The sequence below is a fragment of the Ktedonobacter racemifer DSM 44963 genome, assembly GCF_000178855.1.
Taxonomy (GTDB): domain Bacteria; phylum Chloroflexota; class Ktedonobacteria; order Ktedonobacterales; family Ktedonobacteraceae; genus Ktedonobacter; species Ktedonobacter racemifer.
In genome coordinates, this window is the sequence record NZ_ADVG01000001.1 from 3,428,312 (window position 1) to 3,450,985 (window position 22,674).

Sequence of the window (22,674 nt, forward strand, 5' to 3'; positions counted from 1 at the left end):
AATGGTATATCTCACAAGGCGGGTGACCTTTAGTGCCGCACACCGCCTGTGGAGCGAATATCTCTCAGAGGATGAAAACTACAACGTTTACGATAAATGCGCCAATCCCCATGGACACGGGCATAACTATATCCTGGAAGTGACGGTTCGCGGCGAGCCAGAACCTACGACCGGGATGGTTCTCAATTTGACGGATATGAAGCGTATCATCAATGAGCTCGTCGTGGATGGGGTGGATCATAAGCATCTCAATTACGATGTCGCCTGGCTGGAGGGGGTTATCCCTACCGCCGAGATGCTGGTTATCAAATTCTGGGAGCGCCTGGCACCAGCCTTCGAGGGACGGCTCTACGAGATCACGCTTCACGAAACCGAGAACAACTACGCCTCCTATCGAGGGCTAGAGGCATGAGGATAGCGCTTATTGCCCCTATCGTCACCCCCATCGCACAGCCCTTCCTGGGCGGCTCACAGGCCATGGTGGCACAACTCGCCCAGGGACTACAACAGCGTGGACACGAGGTCACGCTGTTCGCGCGCCAGGGATCAGCGGTGCCGGGAATTAAGATTGAAGAGCTTGTCGTCCCTGACAGCGTCGTTCCGGCACGCTTCTCCGGTCCCTCTCAGGAGCGTCTAGCAGACCCCGGCTTCTTCGCGCAAGCTAATATCTTTCTCGATCTCTTCCTTCACCTGCGCCAGCGTCAGCATGAGTTTGACCTCGTTCATGCCCATGCCTTCGATTGGCCCGCCTTTACGCTGAGCGCCCTCCTGACAGCCATTCCTGTGATACACACTATTCACCTGCCCGCAGTCACGCCAGAGATCAACGAGGCGCTCCACCTGCTCCACCTGCAAGGCCATCCCCTGAGGCTGATTACGGTCTCCCAGGCCTGCGCGCGCACCTACGAACCCTACACCCCCTTTGACCACATTATCTATAATGGCCTCGATACCGACGTTATTCATTTCGCACCATATATTGAGCCAGACGCGGCGCTGCTCTTCGCCGGGCGCATCACTCCCGAGAAAGGGGTTGAGGCGGCACTGGAGATCGCTGAACGCGCGAACGTTCCCCTGCTCCTGGCAGGTGGCATCTATGACCAGGCTTATTATGAGCAACGCATTGCACCACGACTACAGGAAATGGGAGAGAGAGCACGTTACCTGGGATCGCTTGAGCAACATGAGCTCTGGCAACTCATGGGGCAGGCGCGTGGCCTACTCTTTACCAGCACCTGGGACGAGCCGTTCGGCCTGACCATGATTGAGGCTATGGCGTGTGGTACGCCCGTGCTGGCCTTCGAGCGCGGGGCTGCGGCAGAAGTAATCAAGCATGGCGAGACCGGGTATTTAATCAGGCCCGGCGATACATTCCAGGCCGCGCACCAGGTGGCCGAACTGGCCTCAATACAACGCGCCGCCTGCCGTCAGCATGTAGAACACCATTTCTCTTTCACCTCCATGCTTGAACAACATGAACAAGCTTACCAGACAGCACTTAAGTAACCTGAACGAAACTTCATGCGCCGCTGGCGCATGAAGTTTCGTTTCCCCCAACGCCGTCCCCCTCTTGACAAAAGTGGGTAATTTAATTATCATATAATTAGACATTTATACAACTAGCAATTCGCCTATCTGGTCACATATTCAGCGCAAGAAGGAGAATGGCAATGCGAGAAGAAGACATTGTGCAGCAGCAACGCGAACAGCGCCAGAATGAGCGCCAGGCCGATACAAACTATGGTATGGCACGGATGCGCTATGGCCTGGAGAAGGCCGAGCCGCTTATTCGCCTGGGGCGCGCCATCGCAGACCCTATGCGTGTGCGCATCCTGGCGCTCTTAGCCCAGCGCTCAATGTATGGGCAGGAACTGGCGGAGCAACTGGACGTCTCGACACCTACCATCTCGCATCATATGGCCCTCCTGCGCGGTGCGGGCCTGGTCAAGGTGCGCAAGGAGAACAACTACCATCACTATGAGTTGGAAACTGAGGGCTTCAAACAGGCCAGCTCGCTTCTCACCCTGGAGCACCTACGTAGCATTGGCGCAGAACTTCAGGACACAAATGCCCTGGTGAATCCTACACAGGAAGATGATCGCCAAATGGTGGAGTCCTCCTTCTTCGACGGCGAACGCCTGCTCAGCATTCCACGCGGCACCCAGGGCAGGCGCTACATCATGGAGAAGATCGCCCGCACCTTTGAATGGGGGCACATCTATGAAGAGACCGAGGTCAATGCCATCCTCAAGCCCATTTACATCGATGTACCGCTCATCCGCCGCGAGCTGATCAACCAGAAGCTCATGATGCGCGAGAACGGGCGCTACTGGCTGATTCGTCCGCCTCACTCCCAGGAAGCGTGAGAGCATTATGGTGGATATGATGAGAAAAGGTCTGCTCTTTTTCCTATCATAACAGCGGTAATTATACTTGACTAATGAAAGGACAGCATGATGACAGCAGCATGGACGCGCGACTATACCTACCTGGCCTTGCGCATGCACAAGCGCCTAAAGAAAATCTCCTTTTCGCCTTTTGTGGATGGCTACTTTGGTCCGCCAGAGTGGAAAACGACGATTGAGGCCGAGGCTATGCAAGAACCACAGGCTCTGCTTGAAGCCGCCCAGAGGCTCACCACCCAGCTTCCGCAGCAGGACTTCTCCATCGAGCGTAAACATGTGCTCAAGGCCAATATGCGCTCATTAGAGACCATATGCCGCCTGCTGTGCGGCGAGCAGATCCCGTTGCGCGACCTGGTTGAGCGATGCCTGGATATTCGCCCCAGCTATATACCGGATAGCTATTTCGAGGAGGCACGTCGCATCCATGATGAGGTATTACCAGGGAAAGGCACTATCTTTGATCGCCTTCGCGCCTGGCATCGACGGCGCGAGCTTCCCTGGGAGAAGCGTGATCTCCTGACACAAATCGTACCGACTATCCTTGCCGAGCTACGCCGACGCACAGCTGAACGCATCGGCCTGCCCGAGGGCGAGACACTGGACCTGCATTTTCCTGAAGATATGCGCTTCGGTGGCGGCTGCTTCTACCAGGGAAACTATCGCTCATGCATCGAACTCAACAAAAACGTACCACCCAAGCTCTACCGGCAGTTCGATACGCTCTGTCACGAGTGCTATCCAGGCCACCATACCGAGTTCGTGCATAAGGACCAGTTCCTCTATCGCCAACGCGGCTTCGAAGAAGTAGCAACCATGTGCCTGCTAACGCCTGCAATCGTCATCAGCGAAGGCATTGCCATGCAGGCCCGCGAGATACTCTTTGAGCCTGAGGAAGCTTATCAATGGTTAGGCGAGCAGATCACTACCCAACTCGGACGAGACCTGGATAGCAATCCTCTGGAAGAGGAACGCATCATGTACGCACAGAATATGCTGGAGGGCGTAGCCTGTAACGCCGCTCTGATGCAAGAGGATAGCAAGCCAGACGAAGAGGTTCGAGAGTACATGATACGCTACCTGCGCGGTGGCGCGGACCTGGACGCGCTACGCGATCCCATCGAGCGCATCTACATCTTCAGCTACCATTATGGTACCCAGCTCCTACGCCCTCATCTGCAAGGGCCACAACGCCTCGCCAACTTCCGCCTCCTCCTCCAGGAGCCGCTGCTCCCCTCCGACCTACAAAAAAGGGAGCCTATATAAAAAGAGAAGGGTGGCCAGGCGCGCCTGACCCCCCTTCTCTTTTTATCAAACCGGCCCGTAAAACCCCTGGCTTGAGCCATGGGGATACAAGGGCCGTTCCTTGTGGGAGTGGCTTGGGTGGTTGGGACAACAAAGAAAAGCGAGGGCTTGACAGAAAAGCGAGGCTTCTGTATACTGCTTCTTGAAATCCTGTTCTATACCTGTAACAAGATCTCAGCACCGAAGTGAGCAGAAATGCCGTGAGAGGAGGGGATACATGGAAGACGCGAGGGATACATGGAAGACGCGAGGGAGACACCAGAGCGACAGCCAGATGAGACAGCGTTGCCGGTGCGCGTCAAAGCCTCTGTCTATCGCCTGTATCCCACCCGCAAGCAAGAAGGCACCCTTCTCTGGACGCTTCGGCGCTGTAAAGAGCTCTACAATGCGAGCCTGGAAGAACGCACCGCCGCCTACAAAATGGCAGGCGTCTCGGTCTCCTATGGCATGCAATCCGAGCAATTGCCTCAGCTCAAAGAGGAGCGTCCCGAGTATCAGGAGATCTATTCCCAGGTCCAACAGGATGTATTGAGACGCCTCGATAAAGCCATGAAGGCCTTCTTTCGGCGCGTTGATGAGGGGCAACCCCCAGGCTATCCACGCTATAAATCCAACGCTCGCTATCGCTCCTTCACCTATCCACAGAGTGGCTATGAGATCATCGGCGCCCTCACGTCCCATGACACCAAGAAGAAGAAAACCTGTCGGTTGAAGCTCTCGAAGATCGGGCATCTCAAGATGGTGATGCATCGACCCATCAAAGGCACCATCAAAGGCTGCACCATCAAACACGATGGCGACCAATGGTATGCGGTTTTCAGCGTGGAGCAGGCCATTGGTGCAACGCCGGTGCATCCCTCCACGAAGACGGTGGGCATTGATATGGGCATTACCTCCTATGCCACGCTCTCCACAGGCGAACAGATCGCCAATCCGCGCATCTACCGTTCCACCGAGCAGCAGATCAAGGAGGCCCATCGCAGGCTCTCTCGGCGTAAGCGGGGCAGTCATCGACGCGCCCGAGCCAAGCGTGCCTTGACGCGACTCTACCGCAAGGTGCGTCATCGTCGACAGGACTTCCTGCATAAGGCGTCGCGCCAGTTGGTCAATCAGTATGGGATGCTGGTGTTTGAAGCGTTGCAGATCCCCAATATGACGGCAAGACCCAAACTCAAACCTGCGGAAGCCCCTGCACCTCTGCAGGGGAGCAACAGTGGCACGGCAGCGGCGGTGACGCACTATCTGCCCAATGGAGCGGCAGCCAAAGGTGGCCTCAACAAGAGTATCCTGGATGCGGCCTGGGGTCGGTTCATCACACTGTGTGCCTGCAAAGCGGAAGAGGCTGGCGGCATGGTGGTGAAGGTGGCGCCCCAGCAAACGAGTCAGCTGTGCAGTGGCTGCGGGGTCCTGGTCCCCAAAGACCTCTCGGTGCGATGGCATTCCTGTCCCACGTGTGGGGCTGAGTTAGATCGCGATGAGAATGCCGCTCTCAACATCCTGCGCCGCTATGAGCTGCACGGACCCATTCGCGAACGCAAGAAACGCAAAGCCACCAGGAAGGTGGTCGGGGTGGGAAGCGCCCCACAGAGATCGGTTCCCTCCAAGGAGGGTGCCGACCACTGTCGAAGCCCCCGCCTTTAGGCGTGGGGTACTTCACATTTCTAAAACACTGAAAGGTAGCGCTGGATCTCCCAGGGGTGGACCTGCTCACGATACTCGGTCCACTCGATGCCCTTGGCATCCAGGAAGCCTTCATAGATGGCATCACCCAGGGTCTCGCGGATCAGTGGGTCCTCACGCAGGGCCTCCAGGGCCTCGCCAAGGGTCGCGGGCAGCATCGGCGCGCGTGGACGTAGGCGGTCACCCTCGTCATGCAGGAAGAGGTTCTCGTCCATAGCGGCTGGCAATGTAAGCTTGCGCTGAATGCCGTCCAGGCCAGCGCGCAACATGACCGCCAGCGCGAGATAGGGGTTGCAGCTTGGATCAGTACAGCGCAGCTCAACGCGCATCGTGCTCTCGGAATCGCTTCCCAGGCGTGGCACACGGATCAAGGCCTGGCGATTGATGCGCCCCCAGTTGATAACCACCGGGGCCTCATAGCCGCCAACCAGGCGCTTATAAGAGTTGACCAGGGGGGCGAGCAAGGCGCACATGGCTGGCGCATGCGCCAGCTGACCGGCGATAAACCAGCGCCCCTCCTCGGAGAGTGCATAGTCAGCCTGGGGGTTGAGGAAGGCATTGCGACCCGTCGAGCTATTAATCAACTGCTGATGGATATGTAAACCCGAGCCGTTCACGCCAAAGAAGGGCTTGGGGAGGAAGGTCGCGTAGAGGTTATGTTGAGCCGCGACAGCCTTGAGCACATATTTCGCTGTCATCAAGCCATCGGCGATGCGCAGTGCGTCGGCGATCTCAAAGTCCAGCTCGTGCTGACCATCGGCAACTTCATGGTGGCTGGCCTCGATATTGATATCCATCTTATGCAGGGCGTAGACCATCTGTCGCCGTACAGTCGCGGCCAGGTCGGTCGAGAGATCGAAATAGCCACGTCGGTCATGGGGCAACGGCTTCGGTGTCTCGTTCTCCAGGCTGAGCAAGAAAAACTCCAGCTCGGGGGCAACTTTATATTGAAAACCCATCTCGCGCGCCAGGTTCAAAGCCTGCATCAAGGTCGCGCGCGGGTCGCCATCAAAATGCTCGCCATCAGGTGTGCGTACATCACAGATTACACGCGCAACCACGTCCGCATTCCCGATATCGTCGCTGCGATGGCCCTCCGCCGTATAGGATAGGCGGACTTTATCAGGAAGAATCGCGAAGGTCGAGAGATCTGGAAATAGGTACATATCGCTTTCAGCGACACGCGCAAAGCCTTCAATTGAGGAGCCGTCAAACCATTTGCCATGTGTGAGGCAGTCATTAAACTGCTCGACAGGGATAGTCACACACTTGGCCATCCCTACCACGTCTGTAAATTCCAGGTTGATGAAACGCACCCGCTCATGTTCAATGCGGGCCATTACCTGGTCGTAATATTGTTGATCGTGTCGTTTAGACATATCCGTCTGCTTCGCGTAATTCTGTTCGTCTGCCATATCACTGCTCCTCTTTGCAGGTCTCTCTTTTTAGTCTACTCTGACCAGGCTAATCTGGATCGCTACCCAGTGCGGAAGTATACGTATCTTCTTTCACCGGGATATCGGTCTCTGCTTGAAAATTGCGTGGATCAGTAAACAATTGCACCAATCCACAGCGACTACACACCAGAGGGAAAAGGGGCGAGGCTCCCCACATATTGGGCTGGCGACCAGAGCCATAGATACGTACCTGCTCTAATGGAACATTCGACCAGACACGCGCCTGGGGACGTGCCCCACAGTTAGGACAGGGTACAATCAGCGTGCGGGTAGGATCATAATAATTATTTCTCATCTCTGCATATACCAACCTTTGCATCCTGCACAAAGCGCAAACCAGGCTCTCTCATCAGCTCGCCTTACATCCCTCCACGGATTGGATGCTCATTGTCACATGCCTTCATCTCAGTGTCAAGCAAACTACCAATAATGGAGGTGAGCGCGCTTTTCTCTCCTTTTCATGAGGGTCTTCGCGCCTGCGGCGCTCAGGGGTAGGGTGTGCGTGGAAAGTGAGCCTGCGCTTGCTGAGTGCCAGTTTTTATCGTCTCTTCAGATAGACGATAAACGCTTCCTATCCTCCAAATACTGCACGATTGGACCTTTACCAGCATACCGGACCTTTCGGGGATAAACGTGAGGAACAGCTTGCAGATATACAGCTGCCTCCCTATAATCAAAAACATGATGAGACAAAATAAGACATAACAAAAGGCGAAGAAGAGAGGCATAACACATGGATACCAGTGAAAAAAACTCGCCAGCGGCCGAGAAGCGGAGCGGCCTCAGGCCCTGGCATATCGCACTCATCGTTGTATTAATTCTCCTGCTCATCGGCGGAGGGATACTCGCCAGCAAGTGGCGCACGATTACTTCCCTCGCTATCGGCACACGCTATGTCGGTGGCGATGCCGCGACGGTGCCGCTCACGCTGCCACCTGGCTTTCATGCCAGTGCCTTTTATAGCGGCCTCTCGGGACCGCGTATGATTACCTTTAGCCCCGATGGCACGCTCTTTGTCGCGGAGCGCTATGCCAAAAGTATCATCGCCCTCCCTGATCGCGACCACAGCGGAAAGGCCAGCGAGCGCATCGTCGTCGTCAGTGGACTCGACGACCCCACCAGCCTGGATTTCCACGCTGGGCAGCTCTACGTGGGCGAGGGCTCACGTGTCACGCGCTTTACCCTCGACAAAGACTACAAGGTCACTGAGCGCAAGGTAATCGTGCCCAATCTGCCAGTTGGCGGCAACCACTCCACGCGCACAGTGCTGGTTGGACCCGATAACTATCTCTATGTCTCTATCGGCTCAACCTGTAACGATTGCGTGGAGCAGAATCCACAGCGCGCCACCGTCTGGCGCTACAACCTGGACGGGAGCAATGGACGCCTCTACGCTAAGGGGTTGCGCAACGCTGTTGGTATGAGCATCAATCCCTGGAACCAGCAGATCTGGGTCACCAATAACGGGCGCGACCTGCTTGGGGATAACATTCCGCCTGAAACGGTGTACCACCTGGTCGATGGAGCAAATTACGGATGGCCCTATTGTCACGCGGGAAATATTATTGATCCCGACCTGGGCAATTCAGATTCCTGTAAAGGGGTAACACAGCCCCTGGTCAGAATGCAGGCGCACTCTGCCCCGCTTGGGCTGGCTTTCTATGACGCTCAACAGCAGGGCCAGAGCACCCAGGGAGTCAGGTTTTTTCCCCAGCAGTACCAGGGCCTTTTCGTTGCCTTCCATGGCTCCTGGAACCGCAGCGTTCCCACAGGCTACAAGATGGTCTTTATCCCCCTGACCGCCCATGGGCAGGTCGCAGGCATGGCGCAAGATTTTGCCACAGGCTGGCTCAAGGGGAACGATGCCTCAGGTCGCCCTGTAGGCCTCGCAGTAGGACCCGATCACGCGCTGTATGTCAGCGATGATAAAGACGGGACCATTTATCGCATCTGGTACGCGGGCTAGCACAGTACACACGTGAAGTACCCCACGCCTAAAGGCGGGGGCTTCGACAGTGGTCGGCACCCTCCTTGGAGGGAACCGATCTCTGTGGGGCGCTTCCCGCCCCGACCACCTTCCTGGTGGCTTTGCGTTTCTTGCGTTCGCGAATGGGTCCGTGCAGCTCATAGCGGCGCAGGATGTTGAGAGCGGCATTCTCATCGCGATCTAACTCAGCCCCACACGTGGGACAGGAATGCCATCGCACCGAGAGGTCTTTGGGGACCAGGACCCCGCAGCCACTGCACAGCTGACTCGTTTGCTGGGGCGCCACCTTCACCACCATGCCGCCAGCCTCTTCCGCTTTGCAGGCACACAGTGTGATGAACCGACCCCAGGCCGCATCCAGGATACTCTTGTTGAGGCCACCTTTGGCTGCCGCTCCATTGGGCAGATAGTGCGTCACCGCCGCTGCCGTGCCACTGTTGCTCCCCTGCAGAGGTGCAGGGGCTTCCGCAGGTTTGAGTTTGGGTCTTGCCGTCATATTGGGGATCTGCAACGCTTCAAACACCAGCATCCCATACTGATTGACCAACTGGCGCGACGCCTTATGCAGGAAGTCCTGTCGACGATGACGCACCTTGCGGTAGAGTCGCGTCAAGGCACGCTTGGCTCGGGCGCGTCGATGACTGCCCCGCTTACGCCGAGAGAGCCTGCGATGGGCCTCCTTGATCTGCTGCTCGGTGGAACGGTAGATGCGCGGATTGGCGATCTGTTCGCCTGTGGAGAGCGTGGCATAGGAGGTAATGCCCATATCAATGCCCACCGTCTTCGTGGAGGGATGCACCGGCGTTGCACCAATGGCCTGCTCCACGCTGAAAACCGCATACCATTGGTCGCCATCGTGTTTGATGGTGCAGCCTTTGATGGTGCCTTTGATGGGTCGATGCATCACCATCTTGAGATGCCCGATCTTCGAGAGCTTCAACCGACAGGTTTTCTTCTTCTTGGTGTCATGGGACGTGAGGGCGCCGATGATCTCATAGCCACTCTGTGGATAGGTGAAGGAGCGATAGCGAGCGTTGGATTTATAGCGTGGATAGCCTGGGGGTTGCCCCTCATCAACGCGCCGAAAGAAGGCCTTCATGGCTTTATCGAGGCGTCTCAATACATCCTGTTGGACCTGGGAATAGATCTCCTGATACTCGGGACGCTCCTCTTTGAGCTGAGGCAATTGCTCGGATTGCATGCCATAGGAGACCGAGACGCCTGCCATTTTGTAGGCGGCGGTGCGTTCTTCCAGGCTCGCATTGTAGAGCTCTTTACAGCGCCGAAGCGTCCAGAGAAGGGTGCCTTCTTGCTTGCGGGTGGGATACAGGCGATAGACAGAGGCTTTGACGCGCACCGGCAACGCTGTCTCATCTGGCTGTCGCTCTGGTGTCTCCCTCGCGTCTTCCATGTATCCCCTCCTCTCACGGCATTTCTGCTCACTTCGGTGCTGAGATCTTGTTACAGGTATAGAACAGGATTTCAAGAAGCAGTATACAGAAGCCTCGCTTTTCTGTCAAGCCCTCGCTTTTCTTTGTTGTCCCAACCACCCAAGCCACTCCCACAAGGAACGGCCCTTGTATCCCCATGGCTCAAGCCAGGGGTTTTACGGGCCGGTTTGATAAACGGTAGGGTCCATGCTGGCATGGACTCGCCCGGCCCGCAGACCGATACCCAAACGCTGGGAGATCGCTTCGCTCGGGAGTCCATGCCAGCATGGACCCTACAACATGGAGCGCTTACGCCTCCTCCAGAGGCTTGAGGGAGACGGGGGCGTAGCGCGTCAACGCCTCCGCAATCTCTAACGGCTCTATCCCCGTTAACCCCTTCATCAGGCGCGTCTGTAGCGTGGTATCACGCGGCAGATAGGTCTCGGGCGGCATCGAGATGGGATGCAGATGCTCAACAGGAACTCCTAAGGCCTGCATCGCGGCCTGGTAGAAGTGATAGACACTCATAGGCTTACCCGCGACATGCACAATACCCACAAAATTGGAGAGCGCAAGCTGAACAATGGCCTGAGCGGCCTGGTTTACATCCAGGGGGCTCTTCAGCATATCGTCAAAATACTCAAAATGCTCGCCCTGCAATAACCCCTCACGCACACGCCGCAAGCGACGATCCAGTTCACCAAGCGAGTAGCCGTACAGGTAACTGGGGCGAATGATACAGTAGTTCTCGCAAAACTCGCGCACACGCTCTTCAAAAAAGTGGAGATTCTGGCCGTAAGGAGTCGTTGGATGGGGAGGATCACTCTCTGTGTACGCCCCCTGCCGCCCATCAAAGATACCATCACTGGAGATATAGATAAAACGACAATGCATACAGGCCTGAACCAGTTGGTTCACCCGGCGCCGATAGAGCTTTCCATCGAAAAGAGGGTCCACGGCCTCGTACGCCATGTTAGCCGCTATGATCACCGCGTCTATTTTCTGCTCACGCACGAAGTCTGCCAGGTCATCGCGCCAGAAATCATAGCGCAACGCTTGAGGAAAGAGAGTTGTGGTGCGATAGGTAGGGAACAGGGTTACTGGCTGCTCCTGCATTAGGGTCGTCAGCGTACGCCCAAGATAGCCACTGGAGCCGAGCAGCAAGAGGCGTTGCGGTATTCTCATAAAAAATCCTGTTTCTACCGCTGCTCAAGCACGCGTCTACATATGACGTACCATGATATGTAGACGCGTGCTTGAGCAGCGTCGGGCCACATACTAGAAGGAGAGTGTGTCGCCAACCAGTTCGTCATGCTGCAAGGGGCCAATCGCGGCTACAGTGAGTGGACTTAGCGGCGAGAAGCGGCGCAATACCTTGAGCACCTGCTCCTGAGTCACGCCGTCAATCGCCTCCTTGACCTCCGAGATCGTCTTAAACTTGCGCTCATACCACCAGGAGCGGCTGATCGCGCCCATGCGTGAGCCAGAGCCCTCGCCGCGCATTACCAGTTCGCTCTTAAGCTGAATCTTGGCGCGCTCCAACTCATCGGAGGTAATCCCATCCTGCTCTAGCTTGCGCAGTTCATCGACGATGACCTTCAAGCACTCGTTGGCCTGCTCGGGCGTGGTGCCTGCATAGACACGCAGCACGCCAACCTGCTTATTGCCAGCCAGGCCCGCGGAGACGCCATAAACCAGGCCACGCTTCTCACGCACCTCGACAAAGAGACGCGAGGCCATGCCACCACCCAGCACTTCGCTCAGCACCTGGGCGGCATAATAATCCTCATCCATGTAGTTGGGAAAGGGGACCATCATGGCGATATGCTCTTGTTTGCCTTCCTGGTGCTCCAGCGCAATGCTATTGCTCGGCTGCGGCTTCTGCAACGTCAAGGCCTGTGCGTTGCCTTGCCAGGAGCCAAACAGCTCCTCAAGCTTCGCCACCACATGCTCCCAATCAAACTTGCCCGCGATGGCAAAGAGCATGTTATTGGGCTGATAGCGCTCCTGCCAGAAGTTCAGCAAATCCTGGCGCTGTAAGGCCCGCACCGTATCATCGCTACCAAGCATAGGGCGTCCCAGGGGAGAGCCATGATAGAAGTTTGAGCGCACCAACTCAAAGATGCGGCTCATCGGCTCATCGTCGCGACGGCGAATCTCCTGAAGCACGATATTGCGCATCTGGTCCAGCTCATTACGCGGGAAGGTAGGCTGGAGTATGACCTCGCGCAAGAGCTCCAGCGTGGCATCAAGCTTGGTATGCACAATCTGCGCCCACACCTGGCTGGTCTCCAACCCTGTGCTTGCGCCTTTGCGCGCTCCCAGCGACTCAAATGCTTCATTGAGCGCACGGGCATCATGCGGCTTCGTACCTTGAAAGAGCATATACTCAAAGAGATGCGCCAGGCCTGGCTTATCCGCTGGCTCATGGATAACCGCGGCATCAAACTGAAAGCCCAGCGTGGTCGAGCTCAAGCTGGGCATATACTGCCCAATCAGCTCAATCCCATTGGGCAGCTTATGGAAATAGTAATTCTGGGGTAGCTGTTCACTACTCATAATATATCTTTATCCTTTCTGGGCAAGGAATAGCGAAGCTAGCAAAGAGAAACAATGGTTAGTATATCACAACACTGAACAAATAGCGCGCGGCCCTGCGCAAACACAGGCCTTTTCAACCTCTTCCGCCTCTTACCTCAGCTCCCTACACGAGCCTCCGGGTAAGGTGGTCTCCCCTGCCTCTTCCACCTCTTGCCTCGCTGCACAAATCTCCAGGTAAGGTGGTGTGCGTGTAAAAACGGCAAAGCCGTTTTTACACGCACACCACCTTACCCCCTGAGCGCCGCAGGCGCGAAGGCTCTATGCAGTAAGGTTGAATAAAAAAGTGCCAGCGATGTGTCGCTGGCACTTTTTTATTCAACCCTATCTACTTCTGTAAGCGGTTGACCTCGCCAAAGATAACCTGGTCGGTCATTTGCTCAACGGGCGAGAGATCGTCGGTGAAGAAGACATGCGACTGCAACTGCTCGCGCATACTGCCGTAGCGCAGAGCCGTGTTCGCCACCTGCTGAAGCAGGGGATTGGTCAGCTCATTTGTGTTATTGCGGAAGTTCTCGAACTTCGTCGGCGCGTTGGTCGCGATAATCAAGCTATTAGAGAAACGCTGGGTATCAATAATGTAGACGTTGGGGAAAATGGTCTTCATATTTTGCGCCATGGCATCGACCATACGATAATCCTCGCTTGTGCGTCCCACATTGATGACCGCTACGCCGGTCGAGGAGAGATGAGAGCGTACTTCGCGGAAGAACTCCGTCGTAACTAGCTGGAAGGGAATATAGGGCTGCTGGTAGGCATCAATGCCAATCACATCATATTTATTCTGCGTCGTGCTTAAGAAATAGCGCCCATCCTGAACCACCACGTGCAAGTTGGGCTCGTTCATATGGAAGTATTTGCGGCCCATCTCCACGATTTTGCTGTCTATCTCAACGCCATCAATTGGGATGGGGCCATAGGCGGCGGTAAACTCGCGCGCGGAGGTCCCCGCACCCAGGCCAATAATGCCGACCCGCTTAACCTGGTCGGGTGTAAATGGTGGATTATTGAAGTAGGGGGCCGCCATAAAGTAGTCCCACGGCCCCTGCGTCAGCACCGCATGCGGGTTGTAAATGGAGTGAATGCCCAGACCCTCATTGAGCACTAGCTGGGTCTCATCGCCCGCGCGCACCACTTGAATATAATTATATGCCGATTCATGCTCCTCCAGGAGACGCCCCCCATCACCCGTGCCACTGGCGGGTTTAATGGAGCCGTGTGTTCCGAGCACTCCTGTCAGTAACCAGACGAGAATCAGCAACAGTAAAAAAAAACGCTTATTACTTTTGGGAAGGCTCGGCTTCCCGCCCGTGAAAAAAAGTAAGCCAATCAGTGAGACAACCAGTAACAGGCCCGCGAAGATCAGGAAGGTCGCGTATGTGCCATAGGTTGGAATCAAGACCAGGACGGGCAGGAACGTTCCCACAATACTACCCGCGGTCGAAATCGCATAGAGCACACCAGCGATACGTCCAGATGTGCCAACCTGTTCGATACGCAGGCGAATGGCAAAGGGCGAGACACACCCCAGCAGAATCGTGGGCAGAGCGAACAGGAGAATGACCGAGAGCAATGAGCCATAAAAGACACCAATAGAATAGGAGGAGAAGGAGGTCAAGGCCCACTGCAAAATTGGGCGTGAGCATGCAGGAATCGCAGCAATCAGCAGGGCCGCGGCAGCGGTCATACCGTAAAGCACGGATGAGCGGGGATAACGGTCGGCGATACGGCCACCAACATAGTAGCCAACAGTCAGGTACAGCAAAATCATGCCGATCACATTTGCCCAGACAAACAGCGACGTCCCAAAGTAAGGAGCCAGCAAGCGCGAAGCCGACAGCTCTACCGCCAGGGAGACGGCACCAGAGACAAATACCAGCAGGATCAAAAACCAATCCTGTACACGCTGTCCATTTCCAGGGGGAGCCGCTTTCTCCGCCATGGTTGTGGCACGCGAATCAGACTCAGCAGTAGACGACATAGCGCGACAAACTCTCTTTCTCTTACTTTTTAGGCAGTAATTGACAGGCAACCAGCACAAGCCTGGCAACTGGCAACCAGGTTACCCCTACTTTAGCGAGCAAAAGATCCCTTGTCAAATTTTCTCAGCTTCCACTCAGGTTTAGATATTGAGGAGAACAAAGCGTGAGAACACCTCTTGTTGGAGTTCCAACGCCTCCTGGCAGAGGTGCTGATAGTGCTCAGGACCCAGCTTTGTTTCAATAGCGTGGAGAAACTTCTCTAGAGAGACTACCGCGGGATCATGGATGCGCTGACGCAGGCTTAGTGCAGCGAGCAGAATGGCAATCCCTTCGCGCACCTGCTTCTGCTGATAGAGCAGCATACCCAGGTTCGTCAAAATCATCCCTTTATTCAAGGACGAGGACTCGTCAGTTAACTTTAAGGCATCTACATAGTAGTTGCACGCCAGCTCAAAATCCCTGGCAGAATGATAGAGCAAGCCCAGGTTATGGTAGATGGCGCACTGCAATTGCTGATCCTGCACCTGCTCGTTAAGCACATATGCCTGCTCAAAGCTCGCGTACGACTGCTCTAAATCACCTTGCAGGCGCAGCATCTCGCCCTGATTCACCAGGGTCGCGATGGTTCCCTGCTGGTCTCCCATCTGTTTCTGGATTTCCAGCGCCTGGCTAAAGAAGCTTATGCTCTGTTGATAATCGCCCAGGCGCCCATACAGCATGCCATTATAACTAGCGACCAGGCCCTGATCCTGGCGTGCAATGACGCCCAGAGGGGGCAGCAAGGTCGTATACAGCCCGATCAGCGTATTCCAGGCCCCGAGTTGCACCATCGTCTCATGCAAGTGTTCGGCGAAAATGAGGTCGCACGCACGCTGCCAGCGCCAGGCCATGCAGTAATGGCGTGCGGCCGCGATAAATGGCTCGACATCGCCAAGCGTCTGGCGCTGCTCCTGGGGGGGAGCCGTCTCGCGGGCTAAGTGCAGGTAGTAAGCAGCGGCCTGCATATGCGCCTGCGAGAGGGCCGCCTGTAACGAGTCGTTCTGTTGAGGGGTATCACCGAAGTTGGGAGCCAGGCGCAGACCCGTTGCGCTGGTGCTGCCAGCCGTGCGCTGCTCGGGAGTATCGAGATAATGCTCTACGCCGTAGTGGCGTAGCAGCGGATGTAGGATAAAGAGTGGCATACGCTCCGCGTTATACGTCCGCTGGACCAGCGAGTACTGCACAAGCATATTCAGCTCATGCTCAAACACGGTCATCGTCTGTCCACCAGAAGCCTTCTCACCTGTAATTGTCGTCAGGATTCCAGACAGAGGCACAGACTCGTGATAGAGACAGAGCGCGTGCATAAGCTGAGCCTGAATGGGATTGAGAAAGTGGTACACGGCGGCGCACAGGTGCGAGGTCACATCGCCCGCCCACATAGGCTGATAATCGTCTGAGTTCAGGAAGTAGCTCAGCGATATACCACTCAGGTTGAGCAAGGCGCCAAAGAGGGCCAGGGCAAATACATGGCCACTACAGCGCTGCCAGACCAGGGAGAGCTCTTCAGGAGAGCCACGCACACCCCGCTGTTGCAACAGGGCTATGCCCTCCGGGATGCTGATGCGCGAGATCAGGCAGGAGCGTACGCGTGTATTCTCGGCATATTCATCAAAAGGTGAGCTATAGCTCGTCAGCAGCAGGCGACTGGCGCCCAGGTCCTGCTGTAAGAGAGCGAGAAAGAAGGGAAGCGCGCCCCGAGCCGCCACCCCCGGCTGAATGTCGTCGGGGTAGAGCAGCGCCTCAAACTGATCGAGCACAACGAGGGCATTCTTGCGCGGATCGCGCAAGGCATCCAATAGACGCTGCATCTGTTGCTCTGGTTTGAGCAGAAAGAGGCCGGGGTCACCTGCATCGATACCATTCAATATTGCCGCGAGCATATCTGGGACCGTAGTGTAGGGGCTAATCTCAAGCCAGACCAGGCGCGAGGGCGCGGACTGACCAGCATTGCGCGCTTGCAGCAGACGCTGAAAAAGCAGGGCAGCCAGGGTAGACTTTCCTGCTCCAGGATTACCAGTCACGATCACAGAACTCGTGTTTGGATCCATCAACATACGCTGAAGAGTCGTTACTTCATCAACGCGCTGCATGATATGCTGTGCGTCTGTGGGAGGCGGCATGGTCGCGTTAATGCCAAAGGGCAACTGGGATGGCTGATGCTGCCGCATGGCCGCGAAATCACGCGGGGTGGCAGATGGCGCAATCTGGCCCGGGGGCTGTTGCAACGAATACTCATTATTCACGGGCGGCTCCATAAAAATAGGTGACGCTTCCTCCCACGCTAGAAACGACAAAATACTAATGATGAGTCAAATGCAAATGTAGCATAACCCTATCAACGGATAAGAGTGATAAAATAGCCTGAATATGCTACTATAAGAGAGTCTTTCTTGCATGCCAGAAGTGGCACACGGGAAAACAGGACTGTACATACCGCCACAACATGACCTTAGCGACGCGAAACACAACAAGATACATACCATAATACAAGGATAAACGCTATCTAGCAAGAGTTGTAGTAGAGGGGTAAGACTTGTTACGCATCATCTATATGGGAACACCACAATTTGCTGTCCCTGCCCTGGAAGCCTTAATCCAGCATTCAAAGCCAGGAGCGCTTCTCCCTGAAGGTTACGAGATCGTGACCGTTATCACCCGGCCTGATAAACCAGCCGGGCGCGGGCGCGGCATCGTCTACTCCCCTGTAAAACAGACCGCCGTAGAGCATGACCTGCCCGTATGGCAGCCAGGCTCTTTTAAGAAAGCCGAAAATAGTGAGGCGCTCGCCGCTTACAAGGCCGACCTCTACATTGTGGCCGCCTTCGGGCAGATTCTACCACAAAATGTGCTGGATCAGCCACACTATGGAACGCTCAACGTCCATGCTTCGCTCCTCCCCAAGTATCGAGGAGCCGACCCTATCGCTGAATGTATTCTCCAGGGCGATGCTGAGAGCGGCGTCTCCATTATGCTCCTGGATGCGGGTATCGATACCGGCCCCGTCCTGCTCAGGCGCACGCTGACTCTGGCCGAAGACGAGACCACGGGAACACTCACCCCCAGACTCGCAGACCAGGGGGCCGAGGCGCTTTTAGAGGCCCTTCCGCTCTGGATTCAGGGAAAAATCACGCCTGAACCCCAGGATGAGGAGCACGCGACGCATACGCGTATGCTGAAGAAAGAGGATGGCCGTATCCAGTGGGAGCGCTCGGCGGGCGCCATCTCACGCCAGGTTCGCGCCTACCAGCCATGGCCCAGCGCCTATACCACGTGGAAAGGCAAGCTGCTCAAGATTCTGACAGCTCGCCCACTGGATCGCCAGCTCGCTACAGTGGTCGCGCCGGGTACCGCCCTCGTTCGCGAACATGCAGGACAGAAGGTACTGGTGGTCGCGACCGGCTCAGGCCTCCTACAGGTACAACGCCTACAGCTAGAGGGAAAAAAGGCCATGACCACTGAAGAATTTCTCCGTGGTTATAGCCAGATCTCAGAACAGCCACTCGGCAACTGACTCCTCGCGCCTGCGGCGCTCACTCGATTGTGGTGTGGCACAGTAACCCGCTACTTGCGTACGCAAGTAGCGGGTTACTGTGCCACACCACAATCCTTTTTTATGCCCGCCCTGGCAGGACGGTAAAGAACAGGATCAGCATAATGAGGCCAGCTCCCATGCAGTAATAGGCAAAGGGATCAAGACGACCAGTTTCAAAGTACTTGAGTAGGAACCTGGTGCTCACGAAGGCCGCGATCCCAGAGAGGACCGCGCCAAAGAGCACCATCAGCAGCGTCGAGGCTGGCAGGTGCAGCAGTTTAGGTACCTCCAGAGCCGCAGCCGCCAGAATGATAGGTGTCCCCAACAAGAAGGAAAAGCGCGCCGCATCCTCGTGCTTCAGGCGCACCGCCAGGCCTCCTACAATCGTCATACCGGAACGCGAAAAGCCCGGAATCAAGGCCAGGGCCTGCGCGGATCCGACCGCCAGAGCCTCTTTGAAGGAGAGCGAGTCCAGGTGGCGAAACTGCTTCTCGCGTTCGCGCGGCGGCAGTGCCGAAAACTTCGCGGCCGAGCTACGCCGCATGGCCTCGCCCAGGAACAAGATCGCACCATTAAGCACCAGAAATGCAGCGGCGAGCAAAGGTGAGGCAAAAATACGCTTGAGAAAATGATCCAGCAGCACACCCAGGAGACCTGCGGGAATGGTGCCAACAATGATCAGCCAGCTTACCCACTCCGGTGTGCCTTTACGCACACTCTTCCAGTCTTTGGCTGTCACCACCAGCGTCCTGCCTACCTGCAACCAGTCGCGCCAGAAATAGAGTAAGAGAGCGATGCTTGTTCCCAGGTGCAGCGCCGTAATCAATGGAACAAAACAACTATCACCACCACATGCCGTGTCGGTCGCCATATTGCCCCAGCCCAGTAGGCCCGGCACAAGAACTGTATGCCCCAGACTGCTAATCGGAAATAACTCAGTTACGCCTTGTAATAGCGCCAGAACAATCGTCTGCCAGATTGTTATATTCATAAATAACTATATCTCTCTCATTACTGTAACTAACTCAATGTATGTATGCTTGGCGTGACGCCTCGCGCCTGCGGCGCACGCCCAGGTAGGAGGTGTGATGTCCCTTGGCGGCCTGCGGCCGCCAAGGGACATCACACCATCAACCCGAAATATGTCGCACACGGGATCAACGAGTTGTAGGGTCCAAGCTGGCTTGGACTCCTCTCCCGGGAAAACGCGATAGGGCACGGGAAGAGGCCATGCTAGCATGGCCCCTACAATGCGCGATGCTTAGCCGCCGTACTGGGACTCCAATTGCTGGAACTCTGCGTATGTCTTCGCAAAATGCGATTTGCCATCTTTATCCGCGATAAAGTAATAGTAGTCGGTCTGTTTGGGATTGGCAACGGCCTTCATGCTGGCCAGGCCAGGGCTACAAATGGGCGTGGGAGGCAGGCCCGCCGTATTATAGGTATTGTACGGGCTATTAGAGGCCGTATCTCCCCCGACCGTATTGAGCGGCAGCCAGTACTTCGTAGGCGTTTGATCACTATCACGCGCATACTGAACCGTGGGATCGGCCTGCAACTTCCCATTGGTCTCATCATTAGGACGGTAGATGCGGTTCCAGTAAACGCTGCCTACATCCGCGCGATCAGAGGCATGACCCGTCTCACGCTCGACAACGGCGGCCAGGTTGACCATATCATACAGGCTCATCTTATGCTGTTGAGCCAGCGCCTCCAGGTTATTCTGTTTTACGACGTCGTTCATAGTTGTCAGCATCAAGCCGATAGCGTCACCCGCATCAGATTTAAGGTCAACCTGGTAGCTGGCAGGAAAGAGGAAGCCCTCCATCCCTTTCCCGTTCGGAATCGATTTTAAGATGGGATACTTATCCCGCGCGGACATTTTGTACTTACCCTGCACATAGGCATCAAAGGCGTTGATATCTCTAGCATACTTCAGGAAGTCGTCCTTCTTAAAATTTGAGAGCGTGGGTTGCGATTGCGCATAGGCATTGGCGACCTGTTCGAGACGCCAGCCCTCAGGCACCACGACCGCAACAGCGTCCGGCTGGGCCCGCAAGAGTTGGTTGATAATCGAGTCCACCGTCATATCAGGTGTCAGCTTTTTATACACACCCGCCTGCAACTGATTATCCAGGCCACGCACACGCGCCCAGATACGAAAGACGAGCGCATTGCGAATCAAACCCTTGTTTTGCAGGTCGTTGGCGATTTCAGCCGTGCTCTCGCCCGGGCGAATTTCCAGGGCCACCGTTTTGTTATTCTTGGAGTCTGCCGGTTGAAAAACAGAGGTAAAAGTGTTCCAGGCCACGAGACTGACGACAAATATCACCACCGCAACCACCAGCACTGAGATAAGACCAGCACGTGATTTCTTCGGTCGTTTTATCATTCGTATTCCTCTTTTGTGCTACTCTTTTGTACATCCAGGTACTCCTGGAGAAACACGGCCGCCGCCAGGGCATCGATCTCGTGTCCTGGACGTCGACGTTTCCCCTGAGAGTGCTGGCGCCCTCCGGTATGCTTCGACTTTCTTCCCCCCTGCTGTGTGCGTAGGCGTTCGGCCTCTACCGTTGAGAGGCGCTCATCCCAGAAGGTAACCGGAACGGCGATATGGGCTTTTAAACGCTCTACAAAGGCCATGATCCGCTCGCCCTGGGCATGTATCTGACCATCCAGGCTTACCGGTAGTCCAATCACCAGGCCCTCTGCATCGGTCTCTGCGATCAACCGCTCAATCGCATCCCAGGTCTGCGCCTCATCCCGAGTAACATATATAGTGGTATACGGTGAAGCCAGAAAACCAGTTGCGTCACACGCTGCAACTCCTATTCTGGCTTCGCCTACGTCTAATGCGAGTAATCTCCCCATGAACATCCCCTTCCCAAAAATTGTACGAACACTACCAGCCTACCAGACCCTCTTTATTGCATTCTAGCGAACCTGGCTTCGCTTTGTCTACTTTCACCCAAGATTTACCACCAGGAGGCTCGCAAAAGTCATCTCTTCACTTCTATCTCGTCTTGTAAACTCACCCGTGACTCATCCCGAATCTTGGGATGAGTCATCGCGCACTACGATGATACTGAACCAGGTTCGCGATTTTGTAAACACGGTGCAGACGGGGCCAGGCCCGCGATAAGTTAGTTCCTGGTGGATGAGACGATAGTGCGAGAAGCTACTCTTGAGTTGGGTGCTGGCGGGCACGATGTACAAGTCTGGCTGATTGGCATCAATATGGAAATTTTGTGGCTGGTCGTAGCCTTTCATAGATAGTACTATTCAGGTATAGAAAGTGCCTTGTGTTGCTATTTTTAATCCCATACGTTTTTACACCAGATTATCTAATTTTGTACCCTTTGCAAAAGAAGAGAGGCTCTATTTTATGCGTTTATCAGTCATAGTACCCGTCTATAACGAAGAGAAGACTGTCTCTACCATCCTGGAGCTGCTCACCAAAGCGCCGCTTGATCTTGAAATTATCGTAGTAGACGATGCCTCCACAGATCGCACCTGGAGTATTTTACAGGAGCTACGACAGCAAGAGCCGTATGATAGATATATTTATGTACGTCATGAGCATAATCAGGGTAAGGGTGCTGGCTTGCGCACAGGGTTTGGCCTGGTCACTGGTGATATGGTAACCATTCAGGATGCGGATATGGAATATGATCCGCTGGATCTTCCATCCCTGGTGCGCAAGTGGGAAGAGGGGTGTACCCAGGGTCTAAACAAAATTGCGGTGTATGGTTATCGCGATTTCTCAGGGCAAAAGTTTACTACACGCTGGGGAAACCGCTTCCTTACAACAATCACTAACATCCTTTTTGGTAGCCACATTCACGATATGGAAACCTGCTATAAGATGTTTCCTAAAGAAGCTGCGAAAGCACTGCCTATGGAAGGACGTCGCTTTGAGATTGAGCCAGAAATTACCTCCTGCCTTTTACAGGCTGGCTATACTATTCTCGAAGTGCCTATCAGCTATCATCCCCGCCAAGAAAAGAAGCTGGCCCCCTGGAAAGATGGCTGGCCTGCCCTGGCAATGTTGCTACGTCGTCGTTTCAGCAAACCATTCCAGGTGCCTGCTCCGGCTATAGAGGAGCCAGAACCAATTGCCGCTCAAAAATCATAGTTAACATTACACTTTTAAATCTATTATGGCGAGATGTGTCCTGGTAGTGGTGTGGCTGGTTGCTGACCGCAAGTCAGCAACCAGCCACACCACTACCAGGACAACTTTTTGGCGTGACGGCTCG

The 22,674-nt window shown here is 55.2% G+C and carries 19 protein-coding genes; 8 read left to right on the plus strand and 11 right to left on the minus strand.

Annotated features, from left to right (window positions below):
• Window position 1 precedes the first annotated feature (1 nt).
• From KRAC_RS14520 to KRAC_RS14540, 5 genes are all read left to right on the plus strand, one after another.
• Complete coding sequence (locus tag KRAC_RS14520; RefSeq protein WP_007908172.1) at window positions 2-412, plus strand: 6-carboxytetrahydropterin synthase; 411 nt, start codon at window positions 2-4, stop codon at window positions 410-412.
• Window positions 409-1,506 (plus strand): glycosyltransferase family 4 protein, encoded by a 1,098-nt coding sequence (locus tag KRAC_RS14525; protein ID WP_007908173.1) that lies wholly within the window; start codon window positions 409-411, stop codon window positions 1,504-1,506. The genes KRAC_RS14520 and KRAC_RS14525 overlap by 4 nt, the downstream gene beginning before the upstream one ends.
• Before the next feature lie 164 nt (window positions 1,507-1,670).
• A complete protein-coding gene (locus KRAC_RS14530; RefSeq protein WP_007908174.1) occupies window positions 1,671-2,366 on the plus strand; it encodes a DUF2087 domain-containing protein in 696 nt (231 codons plus the stop codon).
• A gap of 87 nt (window positions 2,367-2,453) precedes the next feature.
• Entirely contained in the window at window positions 2,454-3,668 is a 1,215-nt protein-coding gene (locus KRAC_RS14535; protein ID WP_040442543.1) for a hypothetical protein, read from the plus strand.
• A 276-nt stretch (window positions 3,669-3,944) separates the two neighbouring features.
• A complete protein-coding gene (locus KRAC_RS14540) occupies window positions 3,945-5,348 on the plus strand; it encodes an RNA-guided endonuclease InsQ/TnpB family protein (protein ID WP_007908176.1) in 1,404 nt (467 codons plus the stop codon).
• Between the two features lie 20 nt (window positions 5,349-5,368).
• Here KRAC_RS14540 and KRAC_RS14545 read toward each other — a convergent pair whose 3' ends face one another.
• Complete coding sequence (locus KRAC_RS14545; RefSeq protein ID WP_007908177.1) at window positions 5,369-6,802, minus strand: glutamine synthetase family protein; 1,434 nt, start codon at window positions 6,800-6,802, stop codon at window positions 5,369-5,371.
• Window positions 6,803-6,851: 49 nt separating this feature from the next.
• Window positions 6,852-7,139: a hypothetical protein gene (locus KRAC_RS14550; RefSeq protein WP_007908178.1), complete on the minus strand. Its 288-nt coding sequence runs from the start codon at window positions 7,137-7,139 to the stop codon at window positions 6,852-6,854.
• Between the two features lie 438 nt (window positions 7,140-7,577).
• On the opposite strand from KRAC_RS14550, the gene KRAC_RS14555 reads away from it, so the two are divergent.
• Window positions 7,578-8,810 (plus strand): PQQ-dependent sugar dehydrogenase, encoded by a 1,233-nt coding sequence (locus tag KRAC_RS14555; RefSeq protein ID WP_007908179.1) that lies wholly within the window; start codon window positions 7,578-7,580, stop codon window positions 8,808-8,810.
• Between the two features lie 28 nt (window positions 8,811-8,838).
• On the opposite strand, the gene KRAC_RS14560 is transcribed toward KRAC_RS14555, so the two are convergent.
• The 5 genes from KRAC_RS14560 to KRAC_RS14580 all read right to left on the minus strand — a co-directional run bounded on the left by KRAC_RS14560 (window position 8,839) and on the right by KRAC_RS14580 (window position 17,126).
• Window positions 8,839-10,242 (minus strand): RNA-guided endonuclease InsQ/TnpB family protein, encoded by a 1,404-nt coding sequence (locus KRAC_RS14560; RefSeq protein WP_007908180.1) that lies wholly within the window; start codon window positions 10,240-10,242, stop codon window positions 8,839-8,841.
• A 328-nt stretch (window positions 10,243-10,570) separates the two neighbouring features.
• Window positions 10,571-11,446 (minus strand): sugar nucleotide-binding protein, encoded by an 876-nt coding sequence (locus KRAC_RS14565; RefSeq protein WP_007908181.1) that lies wholly within the window; start codon window positions 11,444-11,446, stop codon window positions 10,571-10,573.
• 93 nt (window positions 11,447-11,539) lie between these two features.
• Window positions 11,540-12,820 (minus strand): M16 family metallopeptidase, encoded by a 1,281-nt coding sequence (locus tag KRAC_RS14570; protein ID WP_007908186.1) that lies wholly within the window; start codon window positions 12,818-12,820, stop codon window positions 11,540-11,542.
• A 367-nt stretch (window positions 12,821-13,187) separates the two neighbouring features.
• Window positions 13,188-14,840: a spermidine synthase gene (locus KRAC_RS14575; RefSeq protein WP_007908187.1), complete on the minus strand. Its 1,653-nt coding sequence runs from the start codon at window positions 14,838-14,840 to the stop codon at window positions 13,188-13,190.
• Between the two features lie 141 nt (window positions 14,841-14,981).
• A complete protein-coding gene (locus KRAC_RS14580; protein ID WP_007908189.1) occupies window positions 14,982-17,126 on the minus strand; it encodes a tetratricopeptide repeat protein in 2,145 nt (714 codons plus the stop codon).
• Between the two features lie 290 nt (window positions 17,127-17,416).
• On the opposite strand from KRAC_RS14580, the gene fmt reads away from it, so the two are divergent.
• On the plus strand, window positions 17,417-18,394 hold the full coding sequence (gene fmt, locus KRAC_RS14585) for a methionyl-tRNA formyltransferase (protein ID WP_007908192.1): 978 nt from the start codon (window positions 17,417-17,419) through the stop codon (window positions 18,392-18,394).
• A 100-nt stretch (window positions 18,395-18,494) separates the two neighbouring features.
• Here the strand turns inward: fmt and KRAC_RS14590 are convergent, their stop codons facing one another.
• The 4 genes from KRAC_RS14590 to KRAC_RS14605 all read right to left on the minus strand — a co-directional run bounded on the left by KRAC_RS14590 (window position 18,495) and on the right by KRAC_RS14605 (window position 21,685).
• Window positions 18,495-19,406: an undecaprenyl-diphosphate phosphatase gene (locus tag KRAC_RS14590; RefSeq protein ID WP_007908194.1), complete on the minus strand. Its 912-nt coding sequence runs from the start codon at window positions 19,404-19,406 to the stop codon at window positions 18,495-18,497.
• A gap of 270 nt (window positions 19,407-19,676) precedes the next feature.
• Window positions 19,677-20,807 (minus strand): endolytic transglycosylase MltG, encoded by a 1,131-nt coding sequence (gene mltG / locus KRAC_RS14595; RefSeq protein ID WP_007908196.1) that lies wholly within the window; start codon window positions 20,805-20,807, stop codon window positions 19,677-19,679.
• On the minus strand, window positions 20,804-21,286 hold the full coding sequence (ruvX, locus tag KRAC_RS14600) for a Holliday junction resolvase RuvX (protein WP_040442546.1): 483 nt from the start codon (window positions 21,284-21,286) through the stop codon (window positions 20,804-20,806). Before ruvX ends, mltG begins: the two co-directional genes overlap by 4 nt.
• Window positions 21,287-21,457: 171 nt before the next feature.
• Window positions 21,458-21,685 carry a hypothetical protein gene (locus KRAC_RS14605; protein ID WP_007908199.1) on the minus strand — a complete coding sequence of 76 codons (228 nt, stop codon included), beginning with the start codon at window positions 21,683-21,685 and terminating at the stop codon, window positions 21,458-21,460.
• Window positions 21,686-21,800: 115 nt separating this feature from the next.
• Here KRAC_RS14605 and KRAC_RS14610 point away from each other — a divergent pair, with 115 nt between their 5' ends.
• The gene (locus tag KRAC_RS14610; RefSeq protein WP_007908201.1) at window positions 21,801-22,550 is read left to right on the plus strand and encodes a glycosyltransferase family 2 protein; all 750 of its coding nucleotides are present in this window, start codon (window positions 21,801-21,803) and stop codon (window positions 22,548-22,550) included.
• The last annotated feature ends 124 nt before the right edge of the window (window positions 22,551-22,674 follow it).